The organism is Lautropia mirabilis, assembly GCF_900637555.1.
Taxonomy (GTDB): domain Bacteria; phylum Pseudomonadota; class Gammaproteobacteria; order Burkholderiales; family Burkholderiaceae_E; genus Lautropia; species Lautropia mirabilis.
In genome coordinates this window covers 1,109,327-1,127,426 of sequence record NZ_LR134378.1, presented here as the reverse complement: position 1 = coordinate 1,127,426, position 18,100 = coordinate 1,109,327, and the positions used below count along the sequence as shown (strand labels likewise).

Below are 18,100 nucleotides of genomic sequence, written 5' to 3'. Positions count from 1 at the left end.
ATCCCGGAATGGGATACATTGGGCGAAGACACACAGGTGGGGGGCCGACGTCGGCCGGGGTGCGTCCATCCCCAGCAAAAAGAATAATGTCCACCGACAGACGGCAGGTCCTGCCCCCCGAACGGGCCGACGAGCGGTCAATCGAGGGGGCTTGCAGCCGACGAACGGTCGGTTGGCGGGGATGAGTGATGCGAAGAAGCGACGTCGGACGGCTGGAAGCGCCAGCGCTTCCAGGCCGCAAAGACCGCATCGGGATAGGCCGACTGGCCACGGCTGCCGTTGTAGCGCCCCAGGGCCATGAAGAGGTTGCCGTTTTCCAGGTCGAGGTAGTGGCGCAGGATGACGCAGCCATAGCGGATGTTGACGCGCATGCGGAAGAGCGCGTCGGCATCGCCGTTGCCCAGCACGCGCGTCCAGAAGGGCATCACCTGCATGAAGCCACGCGCGCCCACCTTCGAGATGGCGTACTGGCGAAAGCCGCTTTCCACCTGGATGAGGCCCAGCACCATCTCGGGGTCCAGGCCGGCACGCTGCGCCTCGTAGCGCACGGTGAGGAGAAAGGCCTGGCGTGCCTCGAAGCCGGGCATGGCGCGACGCGGCAGCCGGTCGGACATCTGCGTGAGCCACTCGATCTTCTGCGCACGCGACTCCCACAACGGCTCGGCATCGTGCGGGGCATCGATGGCGCTGGCCAGCGCCACCCGCACCGCATCGGCCAGCACCTCGTACTGCTGGCCGCCCGCCCGGGCGCTGCCGGGCAGGACAAGGGCAGCCGACAGCGCCGCTGCCCCCAGCGCTGCAGCAACGTGCCTGACAATCAAAGCGTGGGCAGCAGCTTCTGCACCTCGGCCAGCACATCGGCCGGGGCGACCTTGTGGGTGACCATGCCGCGCCGCACGGTGAGTTCCAGCAGCCCTTCCTTCAGGCCACGGTCGCCCACGGTGATGCGCAGTGGCACGCCGATGAGTTCCCAGTCGGCAAACATGACGCCCGGACGCTCGTTGCGATCATCGACCACATAGCGGATGCCGGCCGCCTGCAGGTCGGCAGCCAGCCGGTCGACGGCCTCGCGCACGGCCTCGGAGCGCTCCAGGCCCATGGGGCAGACCACCACCTCGAAGGGGGCGATGGACGCCGGCCAGATGATGCCCTTGTCGTCGTGGTTCTGCTCGATGGCAGCGCCCAGCAGGCGGGTGACGCCAATGCCGTAGCAGCCCATTTCCAGCGGCTTCGACTGGCCGTTCTCGTCGATGAAGGTGGCGTTCATGGCCTGGGAATACTTGGTGCCCAGGTAGAACACGTGGCCCACCTCGATGCCGCGCTGGATGGCCAGCGTGCCCTGCCCGTCCGGGGAGGGATCACCGGCCTGGACGTTGCGGATGTCGGCGATCATCACCTCGCCCACCTGCCCTTCAGGCAGCGGTTCGGGCAGATCACGGCCCCAGTTCACGCCGGTGTAGTGGTAGTCCACCTCGTTGGCGCCGCAGACGAAGTCGCTCATGTTGGCGACCGTGCGGTCGACCACCATGCGCACGGGCTTCTTCAGGCCCACCGGGCCCAGGTAGCCGGGCTTGGAGCCGAAGTGTTCGAGGATCTCTTCCTCGGTGGCAAAGCGGAAACCCTTCAGGCCCGGCACCTTGCCCACCTTCACTTCGTTCATTTCATGGTCGCCGCGCAGCAGCAGCAGCCAGACCGTGACCTTGGGCGGCTGACCGTCGGCCCCCGGAGTCTCCGTGCTCAGCACGATGGACTTCAGCGTCTGGTCGAGCGGCAGCTTGAGGTATTCGGCCACCGCCTCGCAGCGGGCCTGACCGGGCGTGGCCGTGCGGGTGAGCGGCTGGGTGGGGGCCATGCGGGTGGCCAGCAGGGGCACGGCCTCGGCCAGCTCGATGTTGGCGGCGTAGTCGGACCCCGTGCTGTAGACCAGCGCGTCCTCGCCCGTGTCGGCGATGACCTGGAATTCATGGCTGGCCGATCCGCCGATGGAGCCGGTGTCGGCCGCCACGGCACGGTACTGCAGCCCCAGCCGATCGAAGATGCGGTGGTAGGCGTCGAACATCTTCCGGTAGCTGACCAGCGCGCTTTCCGAGTCTCGATCGAAGGAGTAGGCGTCCTTCATGGTGAACTCGCGCCCACGCATGACGCCGAAGCGCGGCCGGCGCTCGTCCCGGAACTTGGTCTGGATGTGGTAGAAGTTCTTGGGCAGCTGGCGGTAGCTGCGCAGATCCTGCCGGGCGAGGTCGGTGACCACCTCTTCGGAGGTGGGCTGGATGACGAAGTCGCGCTGATGGCGGTCACGGATGCGCAGCAGCTCGGGCCCGTATTCTTCCCAGCGGCCGGACTCCATCCAGAGCTCGGCGGGCTGGATCACCGGCATCAGCAGCTCGATGGCGCCGGCGGCGTCCATTTCCTCGCGGATGATGGCCTCGATGCGGCGGATGACACGCAGGCCCAGCGGCATGTACGTGTAGATGCCGCCGGCCAGCTTGCGGATCATGCCCGCGCGCGTCATGAGCTTGTGGCTGACGACTTCGGCGTCGGCAGGCGCTTCTTTGAAGGTAGGCAGGTGCAGTGCGGTGGCTTTCATGGGCTCGCTCTATATAATGGGCAACATTCTAGAGCGTGTCATGGTGCTTTTGGCCAGCTGGAGGCCAAGATATCCTTGTGCACGCCACAAAAAAGAACGCGCCCGCACGCCGACCGGACACTAGCCACCATGCTCGACAAACACGGATACCGACCGAATGTCGGCATCATCTTGCTGAATCAGGACAACCAGGTGTTCTGGGGTAAGCGCATCCGTGAGCAGTCCTGGCAGTTTCCGCAGGGCGGCATCAACGCGGCCGAGTCCCCGCAGCAGGCCATGTACCGTGAGCTGCACGAGGAAATCGGCCTGGGCCCGCAGCACGTCACCGTGCTGGGCCGCACGCGCGACTGGCTGCACTACGACGTGCCGGTGCGCTGGGTGCGCCGCGAATGGCGCGGCCACTACCGGGGCCAGAAGCAGATCTGGTTCCTGCTGCGCCTTGTGGCCGGCGACGACGCCATCTCGCTGGACGGCCAGGGGCACCCCGAGTTCGATGCCTGGCGCTGGACCGGCTACTGGACGCCGCTGGACGAGGTCATCGAGTTCAAGCGCAAGGTCTACGACAAGGCCCTGAACGAGCTGGCCCCGCTGGTGGAGGGCGGCGTGAACACGCCGCCGGCTGCGTAAGGCCCGGACGAGGCCCGCTCCCGAACAAGGCCCGCGCCCTGTCACAGCATGGCTGGCCTGGCAGGCGATGCAGGCAACCTGACCACGAACCGGCTGCCGCCCCCTTCGCGCGGCTCGTGATGGGCATCGCCGCCATGGCGACGGGCAATCTGCCGCACCAGCGACAGCCCCAGCCCCACGTTGCCGGCCTGCTCGGAATGGCCATCCACCCGATAGAAGGCCTCGAAGATGCGTTCGCGCGCCGCTTCGGGCACCCCGGGCCCGCGATCCAGCACCTCGATGCGCAGCCAGTCGGTGGCTTCGCCGGCCTGGCCCCCCTTCCCGGCCCCGGAATGATTGACCCCGGCATGGCTGACCCCGGTATGGCCGGGCTCCGTGTCAGCCTCCGTGCTGCCCACCGCCACCGGCCCAGGCTCCCGCGACAGGCACAGCAGCACCGGCTCATCGCCCTCCGGCTGATAGCGCCGGGCGTTTTCCAGCAGGTTGCGCAGCAGCCGGCGCAGCAGGCGCGCATCGCCGGCCACGGTCGTGTGGGCAGCGCCTGACTCCGACCCGTCATCCCTGTTCACGTCCGACGGCGTTTCGTCCATCCATACGGCGCCTGTCCGCGCCGCCTCCTCGGCGACCAGCTGCGTCAGGTCCACCGGCTCACGTCGCAGCTCGTCCAGGCTCAGGGTATCCAGCCTGCTGGCGAGCAGGATCTCTTCCACCAGCGCATCCAGCTCGCGGATGTTCTGGCGCACTTCATCGGTGTGATGCGTCAGGTCGGCGGGGTTTTCCAGCATCAGCTCGATGGCCATGCGGATGCGCGCCAGCGGTGAGCGCAGCTCGTGCGAGGCGTTGGCCAGCAGCCGGCGCTGGGTGCTCAGGAGCGCCTCCTGCCGGTTCACCAGCGCCTCGATACGCTCGGCGGCGTGGTTGAAGCTGTGCGCCAATGCGGCCACTTCGTCCTGACCGGACACCTCGGCTCGCACGCGCAGATCGCCCGCAGCCTGCGCATCCACCGAGCGCTGCAGCGCTTCCAGCCGACGGGTGATGCGCCGCGAGACCGGCCAGGCGGCCAGCCCCACCGCCACAAAGAGCAGGGCCAGCGCCAGCGGTGCACTGATGGGCAACTGCGGCGGCGCGGGGCGCCAGGTGCGGATCAGCAGCGTGCGATCGTCCGGCAGCGCCACACGATGGATGACGGCCACCATCGCGCGCCGGGGCCCCTCTCCGTCACGGGCCTGGCCATGGCGGCCCTGCGGGCGACGCGCATGAAGGGCCTCGCCCGGGGGCAGGGGCGCATCCAGTCCGGGCGGGGGTGGCATCTCTTCCAGGCCGGGCTGTTCTTCCTGCCGCGCCCCGGCATCGTCCGCACGGAAGGGCCGGCCGGCGGCGGCCAGCACCCTGCCCTGCGCGTCGATCACCTGCAGGTCGATGCGCAGGCGACGCTGCCAGTGCCACAACGCCTGCTGCAGCCGCTCCACCCCCTCGGTGGCCGCGGGAATCACTTCGGCCGCCAGGGCCTCGGTGAAGCGGTTCTCCTGCGCCTCGGTCCGGTTGTCCAGCCGCCACTGCCAGAAAAAGGCCACCGCGGCGGCCATCAGCAGCAGACTGGCCAGCAGCGACAGAAAGATGGTCAGGGACAGGCGACGCATGGGCTATCAATATATAGAAGGGGAGCAGGTCGAATGGTCGAAGACAGCGGCACCTTCGATCAGGCGGAGCCGTTGCGCGGCCGCGCGAACACATAGCCCACGCCGCGCACGGTCAGCAGCCGCACGGGCTGCCGGGGATCGGCCTCGATGGCCTGACGGATCTTGCCTACATGCACGTCGATGGAACGGTCGAAGGCTTCCAGCGGCGCGCCCTTGACCAGATCCATCAGCCGTTCGCGCGACATCACTCGGCCAGCATGGCGGGCCAGCGCCAGCAGCAGGTCGAACTGGTAGCTGGTCAGCGTGCGTTTCTCGCCCGCCACGCGCACCTCGCGGGCGCCCTCGTCGATCTCCAGATCATCAAGCACCAGCACCGGGGGATCGTCGTCCGCCACGGAGGTACCCCGTGCAGCGGCTCCCCCCTGGGTGGCCACACTGCCGGCAGCGACACCTGCGCCACCGGACACTGCCACGCCACCCGACTGGGCAGCGGCGCCATGAGCCCCGGTGCCCGTTGCTGCACCGCCCTCTCCTGCATCCCCGGCGGCGGGATCCGCTGCGGGCGGCACCGAGGCGCGACGCAGCAGCGCCCGCACCCGGGCCAGCAGTTCGCGCGGTTCGAAGGGCTTGGGCAGGTAGTCGTCTGCGCCGATCTCCAGACCCACGATGCGGTCGGTGGTCTCGCCCCGTGCCGTGAGCATCAGGACAGGCACCGTGGCGGCCGCCCCCGGCATCTGCCGGATCTGGCGGCACACGTCCAGACCGTCACCGTCGGGCAGCATCAGGTCCAGCAGCACCAGCCCCGGCACCTGCTGTCCCAGCGCCGCCAGACCTTCCCGCGCCGTTCCCTGATGCTGCACGGCAAAGCCGGCCTGCCCCAGGTAACGGCCCACCATGTCGGCCAGGCGGCGGTCATCGTCGATCAGCAGAATCTCGGGAGACGACATGGGCAGACCTCCTGCAGGAAGGGGATGGATAACGGCGAAACGCCGGGCAACCGACATGATATCGATTGCCCGGCACAGGCTCTCTGCGGTTGAAACGCTTACTGTGCAGCCTCGGGTTGGGGCTGGCCGGCCTCGCCCGGCGCGCCTTCAGGCGCTCCCATGGCCGGCGGCGGCACGTCGGGGCCCTGTCCCTTCATGCCCGGGGCATGGCCCGGCATGGGCGGGCGCTGGCCGTGTCCGCCGTGCATGCCATGGGCCGAACGGGGCGGATGCTGGGGGCGCTCGGCCAGCTGCTTGCGCTGCGCGGGCGTCAGCACCGAGGCCATGTCCAGCCAGGCGTTCATCGAACGCTGCGAGATCTGATCCATCAGCTTGCTGCGCTCGGTGCGCAGGGCCTCGAAGCCGGCGCGGTCCAGCGTCTCGGCCTGATAGAGGGCCTCGGCCCGCTGGTCCAGGGCGCGCATCTGCTCATGCAGCGGGCGCAGGTCCTGGAAGGCGGCGCTGGCCAGCTTGCTGATCTTGTCCGCCTGCTCGGGCGTGCCCTTCACGGATTCGATCACCTGATCGATGCGTTGTGCCAGTCGGCGCTCGGCCCAGCGCGCGCGGTTCTGCATCTCGGCCTCATCGCGCTTCACCTGCTTTGCAGCATCCGCTGCCGACAGCTTCCCGCCTTCGGCTTTGGGCGCATGCGGCGGAGCATCGTGCATCGGGCGCACACCGAAGGGGCCCACGCCGAACAGATCCAGTGCGGCCATCGGCGGGGGCGGCATCATGCACGGCCCATCATGGCGTCCCATGCGCTCGTGACCGTGGGCCTGCTTGCCCGGATGAGCGTGGCGCTGCATGGCCGGCGCGCCGTTGCGGACCTCGCCAGCCTGCTCGGCCTTGGCGGTGACGACAACCGGTGCAGCCACCAGGGTGGGCGTGGCCGCCGATGCGGCGGAAATACCAGCCATGGCCAGTGCGGAAGAAACAACCAGAGTCCTGATCTTCATGTGTCATGCTCCTGCTGGGGTTGAAGGAACGGATCCGGGGCATCCGGCACTGATGCGCTGTCCGCCGATCCGATGGGGTGCATTGTGGGGAGGACGGGTCAAGGCTGATTGAAGCCTGTGTAAAGTTCACGTAAAGCCCCAGCCAGAAATTGCCTGCATCTGTATCGATTTCCCCGCGCCGGCTCGCCTGTGGCCACGCCAAACGGGCCACCGTCCTAGAATGTCTGGGCCTGCCATGGCAGCAGATCGACCCCGAGGGGTCTTGTGCGCGTCCCGGCAGGCATGCTTTGCCACGACTTGAGCCAACCAGACCGATATGGCCCATACCTCCCCCGATACCGCCGGTTCACCGGCCGCGACGCCCGCCGCCCCTTCCGTGCAGCCGGCCTCACCTGCCTCGATCAAGCCGCCGCGCGACCTGCGGCTGGACTTCTTCCGGGGCCTGGCGCTGTGGTTCATCTTCATCGACCACATCCCGTCCAGCAGCATCGGGCAGATCACTTTCCGCAACTTCGGCTTCAGCGACGCCACCGAGATCTTCGTCTTCATCTCGGGCTACACGGCCGCACTGGTCTACGGCAGCTCGCTGGAAAAGCGCGGCTTCGTCTACATGGCCATGCAGGTGCTCAAGCGCTGCTGGCAGCTCTACGCGGCCCACATCCTGCTGTTCATCTTCTTCATCGCGCAGATCTCGTGGGTGGCAGTGCGCTATGGAAACGCCTCGTTCATTGAGGAACTCAATGTCCAGGCCTTCCTCGACAGCCCGCTGGAATCCGTGCTGGATGCGCTGATCCTGCGCTACCGGCCGGTCAACCTGGACGTGCTGCCGATGTACATCGCGCTGCTCTTTGCCCTGCCCTTGCTGCTGGTGCTGGCGCGCCTGTCCCGCCCCCTGACCCTGGCGCTGTCGCTGGTGCTGTGGTGGGGCGTGCAGAAGTACAACCTGGCCTGGCCGGTGTATGAGGCCGGCGATGTCTGGTTCTTCAACCCGCTGGCCTGGCAGCTGATGTTCGTCATCGGCATCCTGTGCGCCTCGGTGCGCAAGACGGGCTCGCCCTGGCTGGCCTGGCGCCCCTGGCTGGCCTGGGTGGCCGTGGCCGTCGTGCTCTTTGCCTGCATCGTGGCCGTGGGCTGGCGCGTGCCCGCCATCGATGAAGTGACCAAGCCGATCGTGGGCTCATGGCTCTACCCCATCGACAAGACCAACCTGGGTCCGGCCCGGGTGCTGCACTTCCTGGCCGTGGCCTACCTGGTGGGCCACTACACCCGCGCCGACGCCCGCTTCCTGAACTGGCGCATCACGCTGCCCGTCATCCGCTGCGGCCAGCACTCGCTCTACATCTTCTGCCTGGGCATCTCGCTGTCGTTCGTGGCGCACTTTCTGCTGGTGGAGTTCGGCCGCAGCTGGACGATGCAGGTGCTGGTGGTACTGGGCGGTCTGGCCGTCATGACAGCCCTGGCCTACCTGCTGCATTGGTACAAGACCCGCAGCACCCCCAAGGCAGTCGCTCCCGCACCCAAAGCGGCCGAAACCCCGGCTCCATCCCATAACGCATGAGGAGGCCCACGATGCACACCCCGATCCGTACTGCCTGCCGCCCCCTCTCGTCGCTGGCCCTGATGGCCGCCCTGGGCGCCCTGCCGCTGGCTGCGGCTGCCCAGCAAGGCACGCCCGCCGCCAGCGCGCCGGCATCCGTGGCGCCTCAGACCACCGGGCAGCCTGCTCCCCAGCCGGCCCCCCAGAACGTCGCCCAAACCGCCAGCCAGCCCGGCAGTCAGACCTCCGGCCAGGGGGGCGCTCAGCCCTCCGCGGCCAGCCCTGCCGCCGCGTCGGCCGTCACATCTCCCGCCGCACCGGCCGTCCCATCGGCTGCGGGCACGCCAGCCGCCACCCCACCAGCGGCCCCGCAGGCCGCCCCTCAGTCGGCGGGTAGTGCACAGCCTGCACCCTCACCGGCCGCCAGCAGCACGCCAACGGCCCGCCTTCCTTCCACTGGCACGCCCCCCACGCAGCCTGCAAACAGCGCCAACCGGCTTCCGGCCGCACCGGACACGGCCGACACCGCCAAGCAGGCCCGCAACTGCTATGTCCCGGATGACCTGCTGTCGGAACCCGGGCGCCTGCCGGGACTGTCGGCCGCGCTGGTGCGCGGCAAGGGCGACCTGCTGGTGATCATGCTGGGTTCGGAAAGCACCAACCCCTCACCGGCCCGCCCGGCCAGTGTCCCCAGCAATACGGCCAACTCCGACGCCGGTGGCAGCGTCAGCAGCCGGCTGCGTGCCACGCTGGCCGCGGCCGCGCGCAATCCGCTGGCCGAACGGCTGGAAGAACGCCTGATCCAGGACCTGGGCCCACTGCCCGGCCGCACCATCCATGTCGAATCGGTCGGACGGCGCAACAGCACCGTGGCCGAGCAGGCCTCGCTGATCAACAAGCAGGTGCTGCCGCGCAAGCCCGCGCTGGTGATCTGGAACCTGGGGCGCACCGACACCCGCCGGGGCCTGCCGCCTGCCAACATGGCACGCGCCCTGGATCGGGGGCTGGAGCAGCTGCGCCGGCAGCACATCGACACCATCGTGATGGATCCGCCCTATCACCCGCAGTTCGAGGCCTTCTACCGGACCGACGACTACCGGCAGTACATCCGTTGGACGATGAACCTGCACGACCAGCCCTATCTGCAACGCTACGACATGATCGACTACTGGGCGTCGACCGGCCGCATCGATCTGGACTCCGGCGAGCCTGACCGCCAGGCCGCCGCCGTCACCTTCACCGAGACCTGCATTGCCTATCAGCTTTCCCGAATGATCGATCGCGGGCTGTCGCGCAAGTGAGACCCCGGCCGCCCAGGCCAGACCATCACTCCGGCTCCACCGTGTCCCCCACGCGGATCAGCGCGCTGCCCGCGCCCTCAGCCACGAAGGCGTGCGTCCCGAACAACACGTTGTCCCCCCGCCGATTCAGCCGGTACTCGCGCAACGTGCGGGTGGGCTCCTCCTGAAAGCGGCCGCTGGCCGCATCCAGATTGGGCATGGGGCAACGCGCGCAAGGCGCCACCATCTGCAGCACGTAGCCCAGCCCGATCAGCCGCGCCATGTCGTCTTCTTCATGGGGCTGCAATTCATCATCATGAATGACGATGTTCGGCCGAAAGCGTTCCATGCCCACGGGCTGGGCGCCTCGCGCCACCAGACGCCGGTTCAGCGCATCCAGCGAGCCCTGTGACACCACCAGCAACGGATAGGCATCCGGCAGCCAGGTCGTCACCTCCTGGTCTCCCTCCCAGCGCGGCTTGCACTGACGCCGGAAAGTCGGGTCTGCCCGCACCAGCCGTATCGGCTGCCCCAGGTACTGGCTCAGCCATTCGTTGACAACTGGCCCTTCCACCAGCGTCTGCACCTCGCTGCGAAACACCGCCGAACGCAGACGGGGCGCAGCATCCGCATCAAAGTCGGACACGGGCACCTCAACGTCTGCCCCCATGCCGGGCGCCCGCAGGCGCAGCACGTCACCTTCCAGTGTCGTCTGGATGAGTGCCATGGCCGGATGTGTACGCTGTGTAACAAAACGTCCATCGGCATCCACCAGCATCCACTGCCGGTCATGTGCCAGACCGGTCTCGAGCAGGTGGGTCTCCGACAGCTTGATGCCGCCACAGGACTTGACGGGATAGATGAACAGACCGGTCACGATGGCCATCGTCTCACCCCTCCCCATTGAGAACGGGCACCGCCACGCCGGCAGCGCCCTTGAAGCCGATATTGTTCATGCAAACCTCCGGATACTTTGACAAAACGGTGTTCATAATCATGAATTCAGATGGAAATCCGTCTGTTCCATAAGGGAAAGTTGGTTTCCCCGGTGTGATTGGACAGCTTGGAAGCAGCTTCTTAAGAAAGAGAATGATTTTCATCGTCATCAACATCTTCTATCACGCAAAGGCTCTTGATTTTCATCAAGCACGCCCCATAGGCACCCTGCAACAATTCCGATAGACAGCACAGGGCTGCCATACAAGTTCAGGAATTTTTTCATGAAAGAGTACAAACGACTTTGGGTGATCCTAGCGATCATCATGATCGGGGCGTTTACGGTGCTCGGTTACTTCGGTAAAGAGGTGTATAACGAGCGCCCGCCGATTCCGACCGCATTCGTGAGCGAGGACGGCAAGACCGTCTACACCGAGGAAGACATCTACGCAGGCCAGACCGCCTGGCAATCCATCGGCGGCATGTCGATCGGTTCGATCTGGGGGCACGGCGCCTACCAGGCTCCGGACTGGACGGCTGACTGGCTGCACCGCGAAGTGCTGAACTGGCTGGACCAGCAGGCCCAGCGCCAGTTTGGCAAGAACTTCGAGCAGCTGTCCGAGCGCGACAAGGCCACGCTGAGCTACGACTCGAAGGTTGCGTTCCGCACCAACACCTTCGACAAGGCCACCAACAAGGTCACGCTGTCGGAAGACCGCATCCGCTCCATCCAGAGCGTCGCGGCCTACTACGACAAGCTGTTCAGCGACGACCCGGCCTTCCAGAAGCTGCGTTCCGCCTACGCCATGAAGGAGAACACGCTGCCTGATCCCGAGCTGCGCTCGAAGATGGCTGCCTTCTTCTTCTGGTCGGCCTGGGCTGCGTCCACCAACCGTCCGGGGCTGGATGTCACCTACACCAACAACTGGCCGCATGAGCCCCTGATCGGCAACGAACCCACGCCCGAAAACGTGATCTGGTCGATCGCCTCGGTCGTGACGCTGATCTTCGGTATCGGCCTCATCATCTGGGTCTGGGCCTTCTTCACCCACCAGCAGCACATCGAGGTCGAGGCTCCCAAGGCCGACCCGCTGTCGCTGATCAAGCTCACCCCCTCGCAGAAGGCGCTCGGCAAGTATCTGCTGGTCGTGGCCGCCCTCTTCCTGGTGCAGGTGCTGCTGGGTGGCGCCACCGCCCACTACACGGTTGAAGGTCAGAACTTCTACGGCATTCCGCTCTCCGAGTACCTGCCGTACACGCTGACCCGCACCTGGCACATCCAGTCCTCCATCTTCTGGATCGCCACCGGCTTCCTGGCTGCTGGCCTGTTCCTCGTCCCCATCATCAACGGCGGCAAGGATCCCAAGTACCAGAAGCTGGGTGTGGACGTGCTCTTCTGGGCGCTGATCGTCGTGGTGGTCGGTTCCTTCGGTGGCCAGTTCGTGGCGCTGAAGGGCTGGATGGCCACGAACCTGAACTGGTGGTTCGGCCACCAGGGCTATGAGTACGTCGAGCTTGGCCGTGTCTGGCAGCTGGCGCTCTTCGTCGGCCTGGTCTTCTGGCTGGTGCTGATGATGCGCGGCATCTACCTGGCCCTGCGCGCTCCTGGCGACAAGAGCCTGCTGATCCTGTTCACCATGGCTGCTGCTGCCATCGGCATCTTCTATGCCCCGGCGCTGATCTACGGTGAGCACACGCACATCTCCATCATGGAGTACTGGCGCTGGTGGGTGGTGCACCTGTGGGTGGAAGGCTTCTTCGAAGTGTTCGCCACCTGCTCGGTCGGCTTCGTGTTCTACAACCTGGGCGTGGTCAGCAAGCACACGGCCACCACGGCCAGCCTGCTCGCCGCCATGCTGTTCATGATCGGCGGTATCCCGGGCACGTTCCACCACCTGTACTTCGCAGGTACCACCACCCCCATCACGGCCATCGGCGCGATGTTCTCCGCCCTGGAAGTGGTGCCGCTGGTGCTGCTGGGCTATGACGCCTTCGAGAACTGGACGGTGCAGCACAAGGCCATCTGGATGAAACCGATGCGCTGGCCGCTGATGTTCTTCATCGCCGTGTCCTTCTGGAACATGCTCGGTGCTGGCGTCTTCGGCTTCCTCATCAACCCGCCGATCTCGCTGTACTACCTGCAGGGCCTGAACACGGCCGCCAACCATGGTCACGCCTCGCTGTTCGGTGTGTATGGCTTCCTGGCGCTGGGCTTCTCGCTGATGGTGCTGCGCTACATCCGCCCGACCCTGAAGCTGAACAACCGGCTGATGGGCATCTCCTTCGTGGCGCTGAACCTCGGTCTGGCACTGATGCTGTTCACCAGCCTGCTGCCGGTCGGCATCATCCAGGCCAACGCCTCCATCAGCGTGGGCCTGTGGTGGGCACGTAGCGCCGAGTTCGTGGAGCAGACCCCCATCATCCACACCCTGCGCTGGGTGCGTACCATCGGTGACATGATCTTCATCTGTGGTGCAGCCGCCTACGGTCTGCAGATGGTGCTGGGCCTGATGCACAAGGAAACCGGCGCCGAAGTGGAAAAAGCCTGATTCACCAGGCTTCACTCAGGCGGATGAACCGGGGCTAGTCCCCGGTTCCCTCCCCGAGGGCCAGGCGAAGGATGCAGAACATCGCATCCACCGCCTGGCCCTTTTTCTTTTCTGGCATCAGGTCTGCGGTCTCAGGGCCAAGCCATGAGACCGGGGGGAGCTGCCACCATCGCAGCGCCAGCCACGATCGTCCCACCAGCCACGATCGTCCCACCAGCCACGATCGTCCCAGCAGCCACGATCGTCCCACCAGCCGCGATCGTCCCGTCAGCCCCCTTCGTCCCGCCGGCTACGACAGGGACCGCAGCGCCCGGCGAACAATGCGCTGCGTGTTGCTGTCTTCGGGCCGCTCGGCCTGCCAGCGTCCGCACACCTCGTGCACCCAGTCAGGCTGGTCCTTGGCCGCATCGTTCAGCCAGTTGGCCACGGAATCCTGCACATAGGCAGCCGGATCCGCCCGCAGCGGCTCCAGAATGGGCAGCCCCTTTTCCGGCTGGCGCTTGAGGGCCGCAATATGCCCCGCCCAGACACCCCGGGGCCGCAAAGCCTCGCTGGCAAAGCGCCGGACCCGCTCCGACGCATCTCCCGTCCACCCGGCCAGCAGCGCGATGCTGGCCTCCAGCTCGGCCACCAGATGCGGCCTGACTGCCATCCAGGCCCATTCACGCACCCCGAAATGCGGGTCATCGGCCAACGGACGGATCAGCGCCAGACGGGCCGCCACATCCAGATCGTCCCGCGCCCCCACCAGGAAGCACCCCCAGCCGCGCACCGTATCGGAGGGATGATCCTGCAGCCGCGCCAGTCCCTCAGCACCCCAGGCCTGCCACAGCAGCTGGCCCGCCAGGCCCATCCGTTTCAGGATGCCCTCGTCTTTTGCCGCCTGCATCCGATTCACGATATCTTCGGACAACTCCGGGAAAACGGAAGTCATCAGCACGCCAAAATCCACAGCCAGGCACTCTGCCAGTATGGCCGCCTCGATCCGGCCTGCATTCAGCTCGGCCAGCCGGGCCGCGTCGATGGCGCTGCCACGCGGCTTCGAGGCCGCGGGCTTTGGGGCTGCTGCCTTCGTGCGCTTCACGCCGGTGGAAGCTACCTTTTCATGGCCCCCTTTTCGGGCCCCCGTCTTCGTGGCCATCGCATCTACTGCAAAGCTCGTTCATCATTCACGCGATCTTCGCACGCCTGCACGCCCCTTTCCCATGTCCGCGCCCAGCCCCCTCATCGCCTTCAACAAGCCCTGCGGCGTCATCTGCCAGTTCAGCCCGCACGAGACCCATCCCAGCCTCAAGGACCACATCGATGCCCCGGGTTTCTATCCCGCCGGTCGACTGGACACCGACAGCGAGGGCCTGTTGCTGCTGACCAACGACGGCAGGCTGCAGGCGCGCATTGCCGAACCCCGCCACGGCAAGGAAAAGACCTACTGGGCCCAGGTGGAAGGCGCCCCCGACGAGCACAAGCTCGCCCTGCTGCGCCGCCCGATGGACCTGGGCGACTTCATCACGCAACCCGCCCGGACACGCCTGCTGGCCGCCGACGAGACCGAACGGCTTTGGCCGCGCCAGCCCCCGGTACGCGTGCGCAAGACCGTGCCCGACTTCTGGCTGGAGATCCGCATCCAGGAAGGCAAGAACCGCCAGGTGCGCCGCATGACGGCCAAGGCCGGCTACCCCTGCCTGCGGCTCGTGCGCATCGCCGTGGGCGCCCTGAATCTGTGGGACCTGGGCCTGGCACCCGGTGAATGGCGCTTCGTGTCGCCGGCCGCGCTGAACCGTCGCTGAACCGCCCCCTGTCCACCGCTCGTCCGGCCAGGCGTTACCTCTGGAAGGTGTGGCGTGCCTGCCCGCAACATCCCGGGCCGGCACGCCACACGCCACGACACCGACCGTTAAGATTCGGATGCCCGTCTTCCATGGAGCCTTCCTGATGCATCTGCGCCCAGCTTCACCCGAACAAGCCCCTCAGCCCCACGCCCCCGCAGCCCCCCATACCACTGCCAGCCACGCAGCCCCGGCCCATGCCGGCCTTCGCAGCCCGCAGGACGGCCCGGCCTGCCGCCAGCAGCGCCGACTGCTGCGCGACGTGCGGCTGGCGCTGCTGATGCTGGGTCTGGGCGTTGCCACGGCCTTTGTCGTTCCCCATGTCCAGGCCAAGGAAGCCCCCATCCCCTCCGCCGCCGTGGCCACGGTCGAAGCCACCACACCCACGAACATCCCCGGCGTCGTGCAGGTGGGCCAGCCCATCAACGGCGTCACCCAGTACCAGCTCTCCAACGGCCTGACGGTGCTGCTGGGCCCGGACGAATCCAAGCCCACCATGACCGTCAACCTGGTCTACAAGGTGGGATCGCGCCACGAAGGGCCGGGCGAAGCCGGCATGGCGCACCTGCTGGAGCACATGCTCTTCAAGGGTACCGAGAAGATTCCCGATCCCAAGAAGGAGCTGACTCGGCGCGGCATCGACTGGAACGGCACCACCTGGTATGACCGCACCAACTACTTCGGCCAGTTCAACGCCAGCGATGCCACGCGCGACTGGATGCTGTCCTGGCTGGCCGACACGATGCAGAACATCCGCATCGATGCCGGCAAGCTCAAGAGCGAGCGCCCGGTCGTCATCAACGAGATGGAATCCAACGAGAACCGGCCCGGCACGGTTCTCTACCACCAGCTCATGGCCACCGCCTACGGCTTCCATCCCTACAGCCGCTCCGTGATCGGCGCGCTCTCCGACCTTGATGCCGTCGCGCCCGACAACCTGCAGAACTTCTACGGGCGCTACTACCGCCCCGACAACGCGGTGCTGATCATCACCGGCCAGCTCGACGTGAACGGCACGCTGGCCGCCGTGCAGAAGGCGTTCGGCAGCATCCCGCGCCCGAAAGCGCCCATCGTCCAGCCCTACACCCTGGACCCCGCCCAGCAGGGCGAGCGCGAAGTGGTGGTGCGCCGCACGGGGGGTGTGCCGCTGCTGCTTGCCGGCTATCACACGCCGGCCGGTGCAGCGCGCGACACCGTGGCCCTGTCCCTGCTGGCCGAGATGCTCACGCGCGAACCCGACGGCCCGCTCTACCAGCAGCTGGTCAAGCCCGGCTACGCCGTGAACGTAGGCGCCTCCTCGTCCGACCTGTACGACCCGGGCATGCTGCTGTTCAGCGCCACGCTGGCCTCGGAAGACAAGCGGCAGATCGTCTGGGACACCCTGCGCAAGGTGGTCGAAGGCGAACTGCCACTGTCGCAGGAGGCCCTGGACCGCACCAAGCAGGACGTGAAGAACGGCATGCAGCGCCTGGCCGAAGACCCCGAGGCCCTGGCCATGGAACTGACCGAAGCCGTCGCCCAAGGAGACTGGCGCCTGCCCTTCGCCCAGGCCGACTGGGCCCAGGCCATGACGCTGGACGAGATCCGTGCCGCCGGCCGCCGCTGGCTGGTGCGCGACAACCGCACGCTGGCCTGGTACCTGCCCACGGCCCAGCCGGTCCGTGCCCCCAACCCGTCGCGCCCTGACATCGCCGCCCTGCTGAAGGACCACAAATGGCAGCAGGCCGAGGCCTTCACGGCCGACGTCGCGCTCACCCCCGCCAGCATCACGGAACGCACCCAGATCGGCCAGCTGTCCAATGGCATCCGCTATGCCATCCTGCCGCGCAAGGTGAAGGGCGATCGCGTGAACCTGTCGCTGAACCTGCAATGGGGCAACCTGCAGAACCTCTCGGGCCGCTGGCGTGAAGCCGACCTGCTGGACACCATGATGCTCTCGGGCACGAAACAGCTGCCGCGCCAGGCCTTCGAGGACCGCCTGCGCGCACTGGATGCCCGCCTGAGCATCGACGCCAACGCCAGCGGCGCCAAGGTGTCGCTGAGCGTCCCGGCCAGGAACCTGTCGGAAGCACTGACCCTGGCCGCGAGCGCGCTGCGCGAGCCCGTGTTTCCCAAGGACGTGTTCCAGGAGCGGCGCGACCAGGTGCTCACCGGCATCGAAGCCCAGCGCCATCAGCCGGAAGCACTGGCCGCCGAAGCCATGGCGATCCGCGGCCATGCCTACCCGACTGATGACCCCCGCCACTACCGCACGATGGACGAGGTCGTCACCGACCTGAAGGCCCAGACCCCCGAACGGCTGATGAAGTTCTGGCAGGACTTCGCCGGCGCCTCCCACGGCCAGTTCTCGGTCGTGGGCAACGTCGACCCCGAAGCCCTGAAGGCCGAGCTGCAGAAGCTCCTGGGCGACTGGAAGAGCCCGCAGGCCTATGCCCGGATCCGCATGGACTACCACGGCCTGCCCGCCGCCACCGAAATGGTGGAAGTGCCCGACAAGGCCAACGCCGTGCTGCTGCAGGCCCGCAACATCCCCATCTCGGAAGAGCACCCCGACTACACGGCGCTGTCCATGGCTGTGCGCCTGCTGGGCGGATCGGCCGATGCACGTCTCTTCCACCGGCTGCGCGAGAAGGAGAGCATCAGCTACGGCGCCTACGCCTCGCTGTCGGCCAGCCGTGACGTGGACAACGCCATGATCGACATCCGCGCCATCCTGGCGCCGGCCAACATCGACCGGCTGCAGAAGGCTCTGCAGGAAGAGATCGAGCGCGTGCACGCCGACGGCTTCACCCAGGCCGAACTGGACGAGGCCCGCAACGCCCTGATGGACCAGCGCCGCCAGTACCTGGCCAGCGAGGCCAACGTGACCAGCCTGCTGTCCAGCAACCTGTTCTGGAACACCGACATGGGCCGCTGGACCCGCCGCGACGAGCAGATCCGCGCGCTCACGCTGGAGCAGGTCAACGCCGCCTTCCGCAAATGGATCGATCCGAAGAAGGCCCTGACCGTGGGGGCCGGCAGCTTCTCGGCCGCCCGGGCAAAGAGCACGGAAAAAGTCCAGAAGTGACGGGAACGACCGTCGGCCCACAAAACCGACGGTCTCCCTTACCATAAAAGACTTCCTAAACAATTCCGACGCCCGGCACACGGCCGGGTCAACGGAAGCTCCTCCCGGC

General features: G+C 66.9%; 14 protein-coding genes. 6 read left to right on the top strand and 8 right to left on the bottom strand.

The window, feature by feature from the left end; translation table 11 throughout:
- Window positions 1–137: 137 nt before the first annotated feature.
- Window positions 138–821, bottom strand: coding sequence for a lytic transglycosylase domain-containing protein (locus tag EL249_RS04580; RefSeq protein WP_005674061.1), 684 nt, complete (start codon window positions 819–821; stop codon window positions 138–140).
- A complete protein-coding gene (locus tag EL249_RS04575) occupies window positions 818–2,587 on the bottom strand; it encodes a proline--tRNA ligase (RefSeq protein ID WP_005674062.1) in 1,770 nt (589 codons plus the stop codon). Before EL249_RS04575 ends, EL249_RS04580 begins: the two co-directional genes overlap by 4 nt.
- Window positions 2,588–2,716: 129 nt before the next feature.
- On the opposite strand from EL249_RS04575, the gene EL249_RS04570 reads away from it, so the two are divergent.
- Window positions 2,717–3,214 (top strand): RNA pyrophosphohydrolase, encoded by a 498-nt coding sequence (locus EL249_RS04570; protein ID WP_005674063.1) that lies wholly within the window; start codon window positions 2,717–2,719, stop codon window positions 3,212–3,214.
- 41 nt (window positions 3,215–3,255) lie between these two features.
- On the opposite strand, the gene EL249_RS04565 is transcribed toward EL249_RS04570, so the two are convergent.
- The 3 genes from EL249_RS04565 to EL249_RS04555 all read right to left on the bottom strand — a co-directional run bounded on the left by EL249_RS04565 (window position 3,256) and on the right by EL249_RS04555 (window position 6,796).
- Window positions 3,256–4,854: a HAMP domain-containing sensor histidine kinase gene (locus tag EL249_RS04565; protein ID WP_005674064.1), complete on the bottom strand. Its 1,599-nt coding sequence runs from the start codon at window positions 4,852–4,854 to the stop codon at window positions 3,256–3,258.
- A 59-nt stretch (window positions 4,855–4,913) separates the two neighbouring features.
- The gene (locus EL249_RS04560; protein ID WP_005674066.1) at window positions 4,914–5,801 is read right to left on the bottom strand and encodes a response regulator; all 888 of its coding nucleotides are present in this window, start codon (window positions 5,799–5,801) and stop codon (window positions 4,914–4,916) included.
- 98 nt (window positions 5,802–5,899) lie between these two features.
- A complete protein-coding gene (locus EL249_RS04555) occupies window positions 5,900–6,796 on the bottom strand; it encodes a Spy/CpxP family protein refolding chaperone (protein ID WP_005674067.1) in 897 nt (298 codons plus the stop codon).
- 316 nt (window positions 6,797–7,112) lie between these two features.
- Between EL249_RS04555 and EL249_RS04550 the strand changes: the two genes are divergently transcribed.
- Together EL249_RS04550 and EL249_RS04545 are read left to right on the top strand one after the other, a co-directional pair.
- Window positions 7,113–8,354: an OpgC family protein gene (locus tag EL249_RS04550; protein WP_005674068.1), complete on the top strand. Its 1,242-nt coding sequence runs from the start codon at window positions 7,113–7,115 to the stop codon at window positions 8,352–8,354.
- 11 nt (window positions 8,355–8,365) lie between these two features.
- The gene (locus tag EL249_RS04545) at window positions 8,366–9,634 is read left to right on the top strand and encodes an SGNH/GDSL hydrolase family protein (protein WP_126348082.1); all 1,269 of its coding nucleotides are present in this window, start codon (window positions 8,366–8,368) and stop codon (window positions 9,632–9,634) included.
- 25 nt (window positions 9,635–9,659) lie between these two features.
- Here the strand turns inward: EL249_RS04545 and EL249_RS04540 are convergent, their stop codons facing one another.
- Entirely contained in the window at window positions 9,660–10,499 is an 840-nt protein-coding gene (locus tag EL249_RS04540) for an MOSC domain-containing protein (protein ID WP_040530008.1), read from the bottom strand.
- Between the two features lie 4 nt (window positions 10,500–10,503).
- Window positions 10,504–10,719: a hypothetical protein gene (locus EL249_RS04535; RefSeq protein WP_126348081.1), complete on the bottom strand. Its 216-nt coding sequence runs from the start codon at window positions 10,717–10,719 to the stop codon at window positions 10,504–10,506.
- A gap of 114 nt (window positions 10,720–10,833) precedes the next feature.
- Between EL249_RS04535 and EL249_RS04530 the strand changes: the two genes are divergently transcribed.
- Entirely contained in the window at window positions 10,834–13,098 is a 2,265-nt protein-coding gene (locus tag EL249_RS04530) for a nitric-oxide reductase large subunit (protein WP_005674071.1), read from the top strand.
- 289 nt (window positions 13,099–13,387) lie between these two features.
- Here EL249_RS04530 and EL249_RS04525 read toward each other — a convergent pair whose 3' ends face one another.
- Complete coding sequence (locus EL249_RS04525; RefSeq protein ID WP_005674072.1) at window positions 13,388–14,239, bottom strand: hypothetical protein; 852 nt, start codon at window positions 14,237–14,239, stop codon at window positions 13,388–13,390.
- A gap of 64 nt (window positions 14,240–14,303) precedes the next feature.
- On the opposite strand from EL249_RS04525, the gene EL249_RS04520 reads away from it, so the two are divergent.
- Both EL249_RS04520 and EL249_RS04515 read left to right on the top strand, forming a co-directional pair.
- Window positions 14,304–14,885, top strand: a complete 582-nt coding sequence (locus EL249_RS04520) for a pseudouridine synthase (protein WP_005674073.1) — start codon at window positions 14,304–14,306, stop codon at window positions 14,883–14,885.
- A 145-nt stretch (window positions 14,886–15,030) separates the two neighbouring features.
- The gene (locus tag EL249_RS04515; RefSeq protein WP_050781917.1) at window positions 15,031–17,991 is read left to right on the top strand and encodes a M16 family metallopeptidase; all 2,961 of its coding nucleotides are present in this window, start codon (window positions 15,031–15,033) and stop codon (window positions 17,989–17,991) included.
- Window positions 17,992–18,100 lie beyond the last annotated feature (109 nt).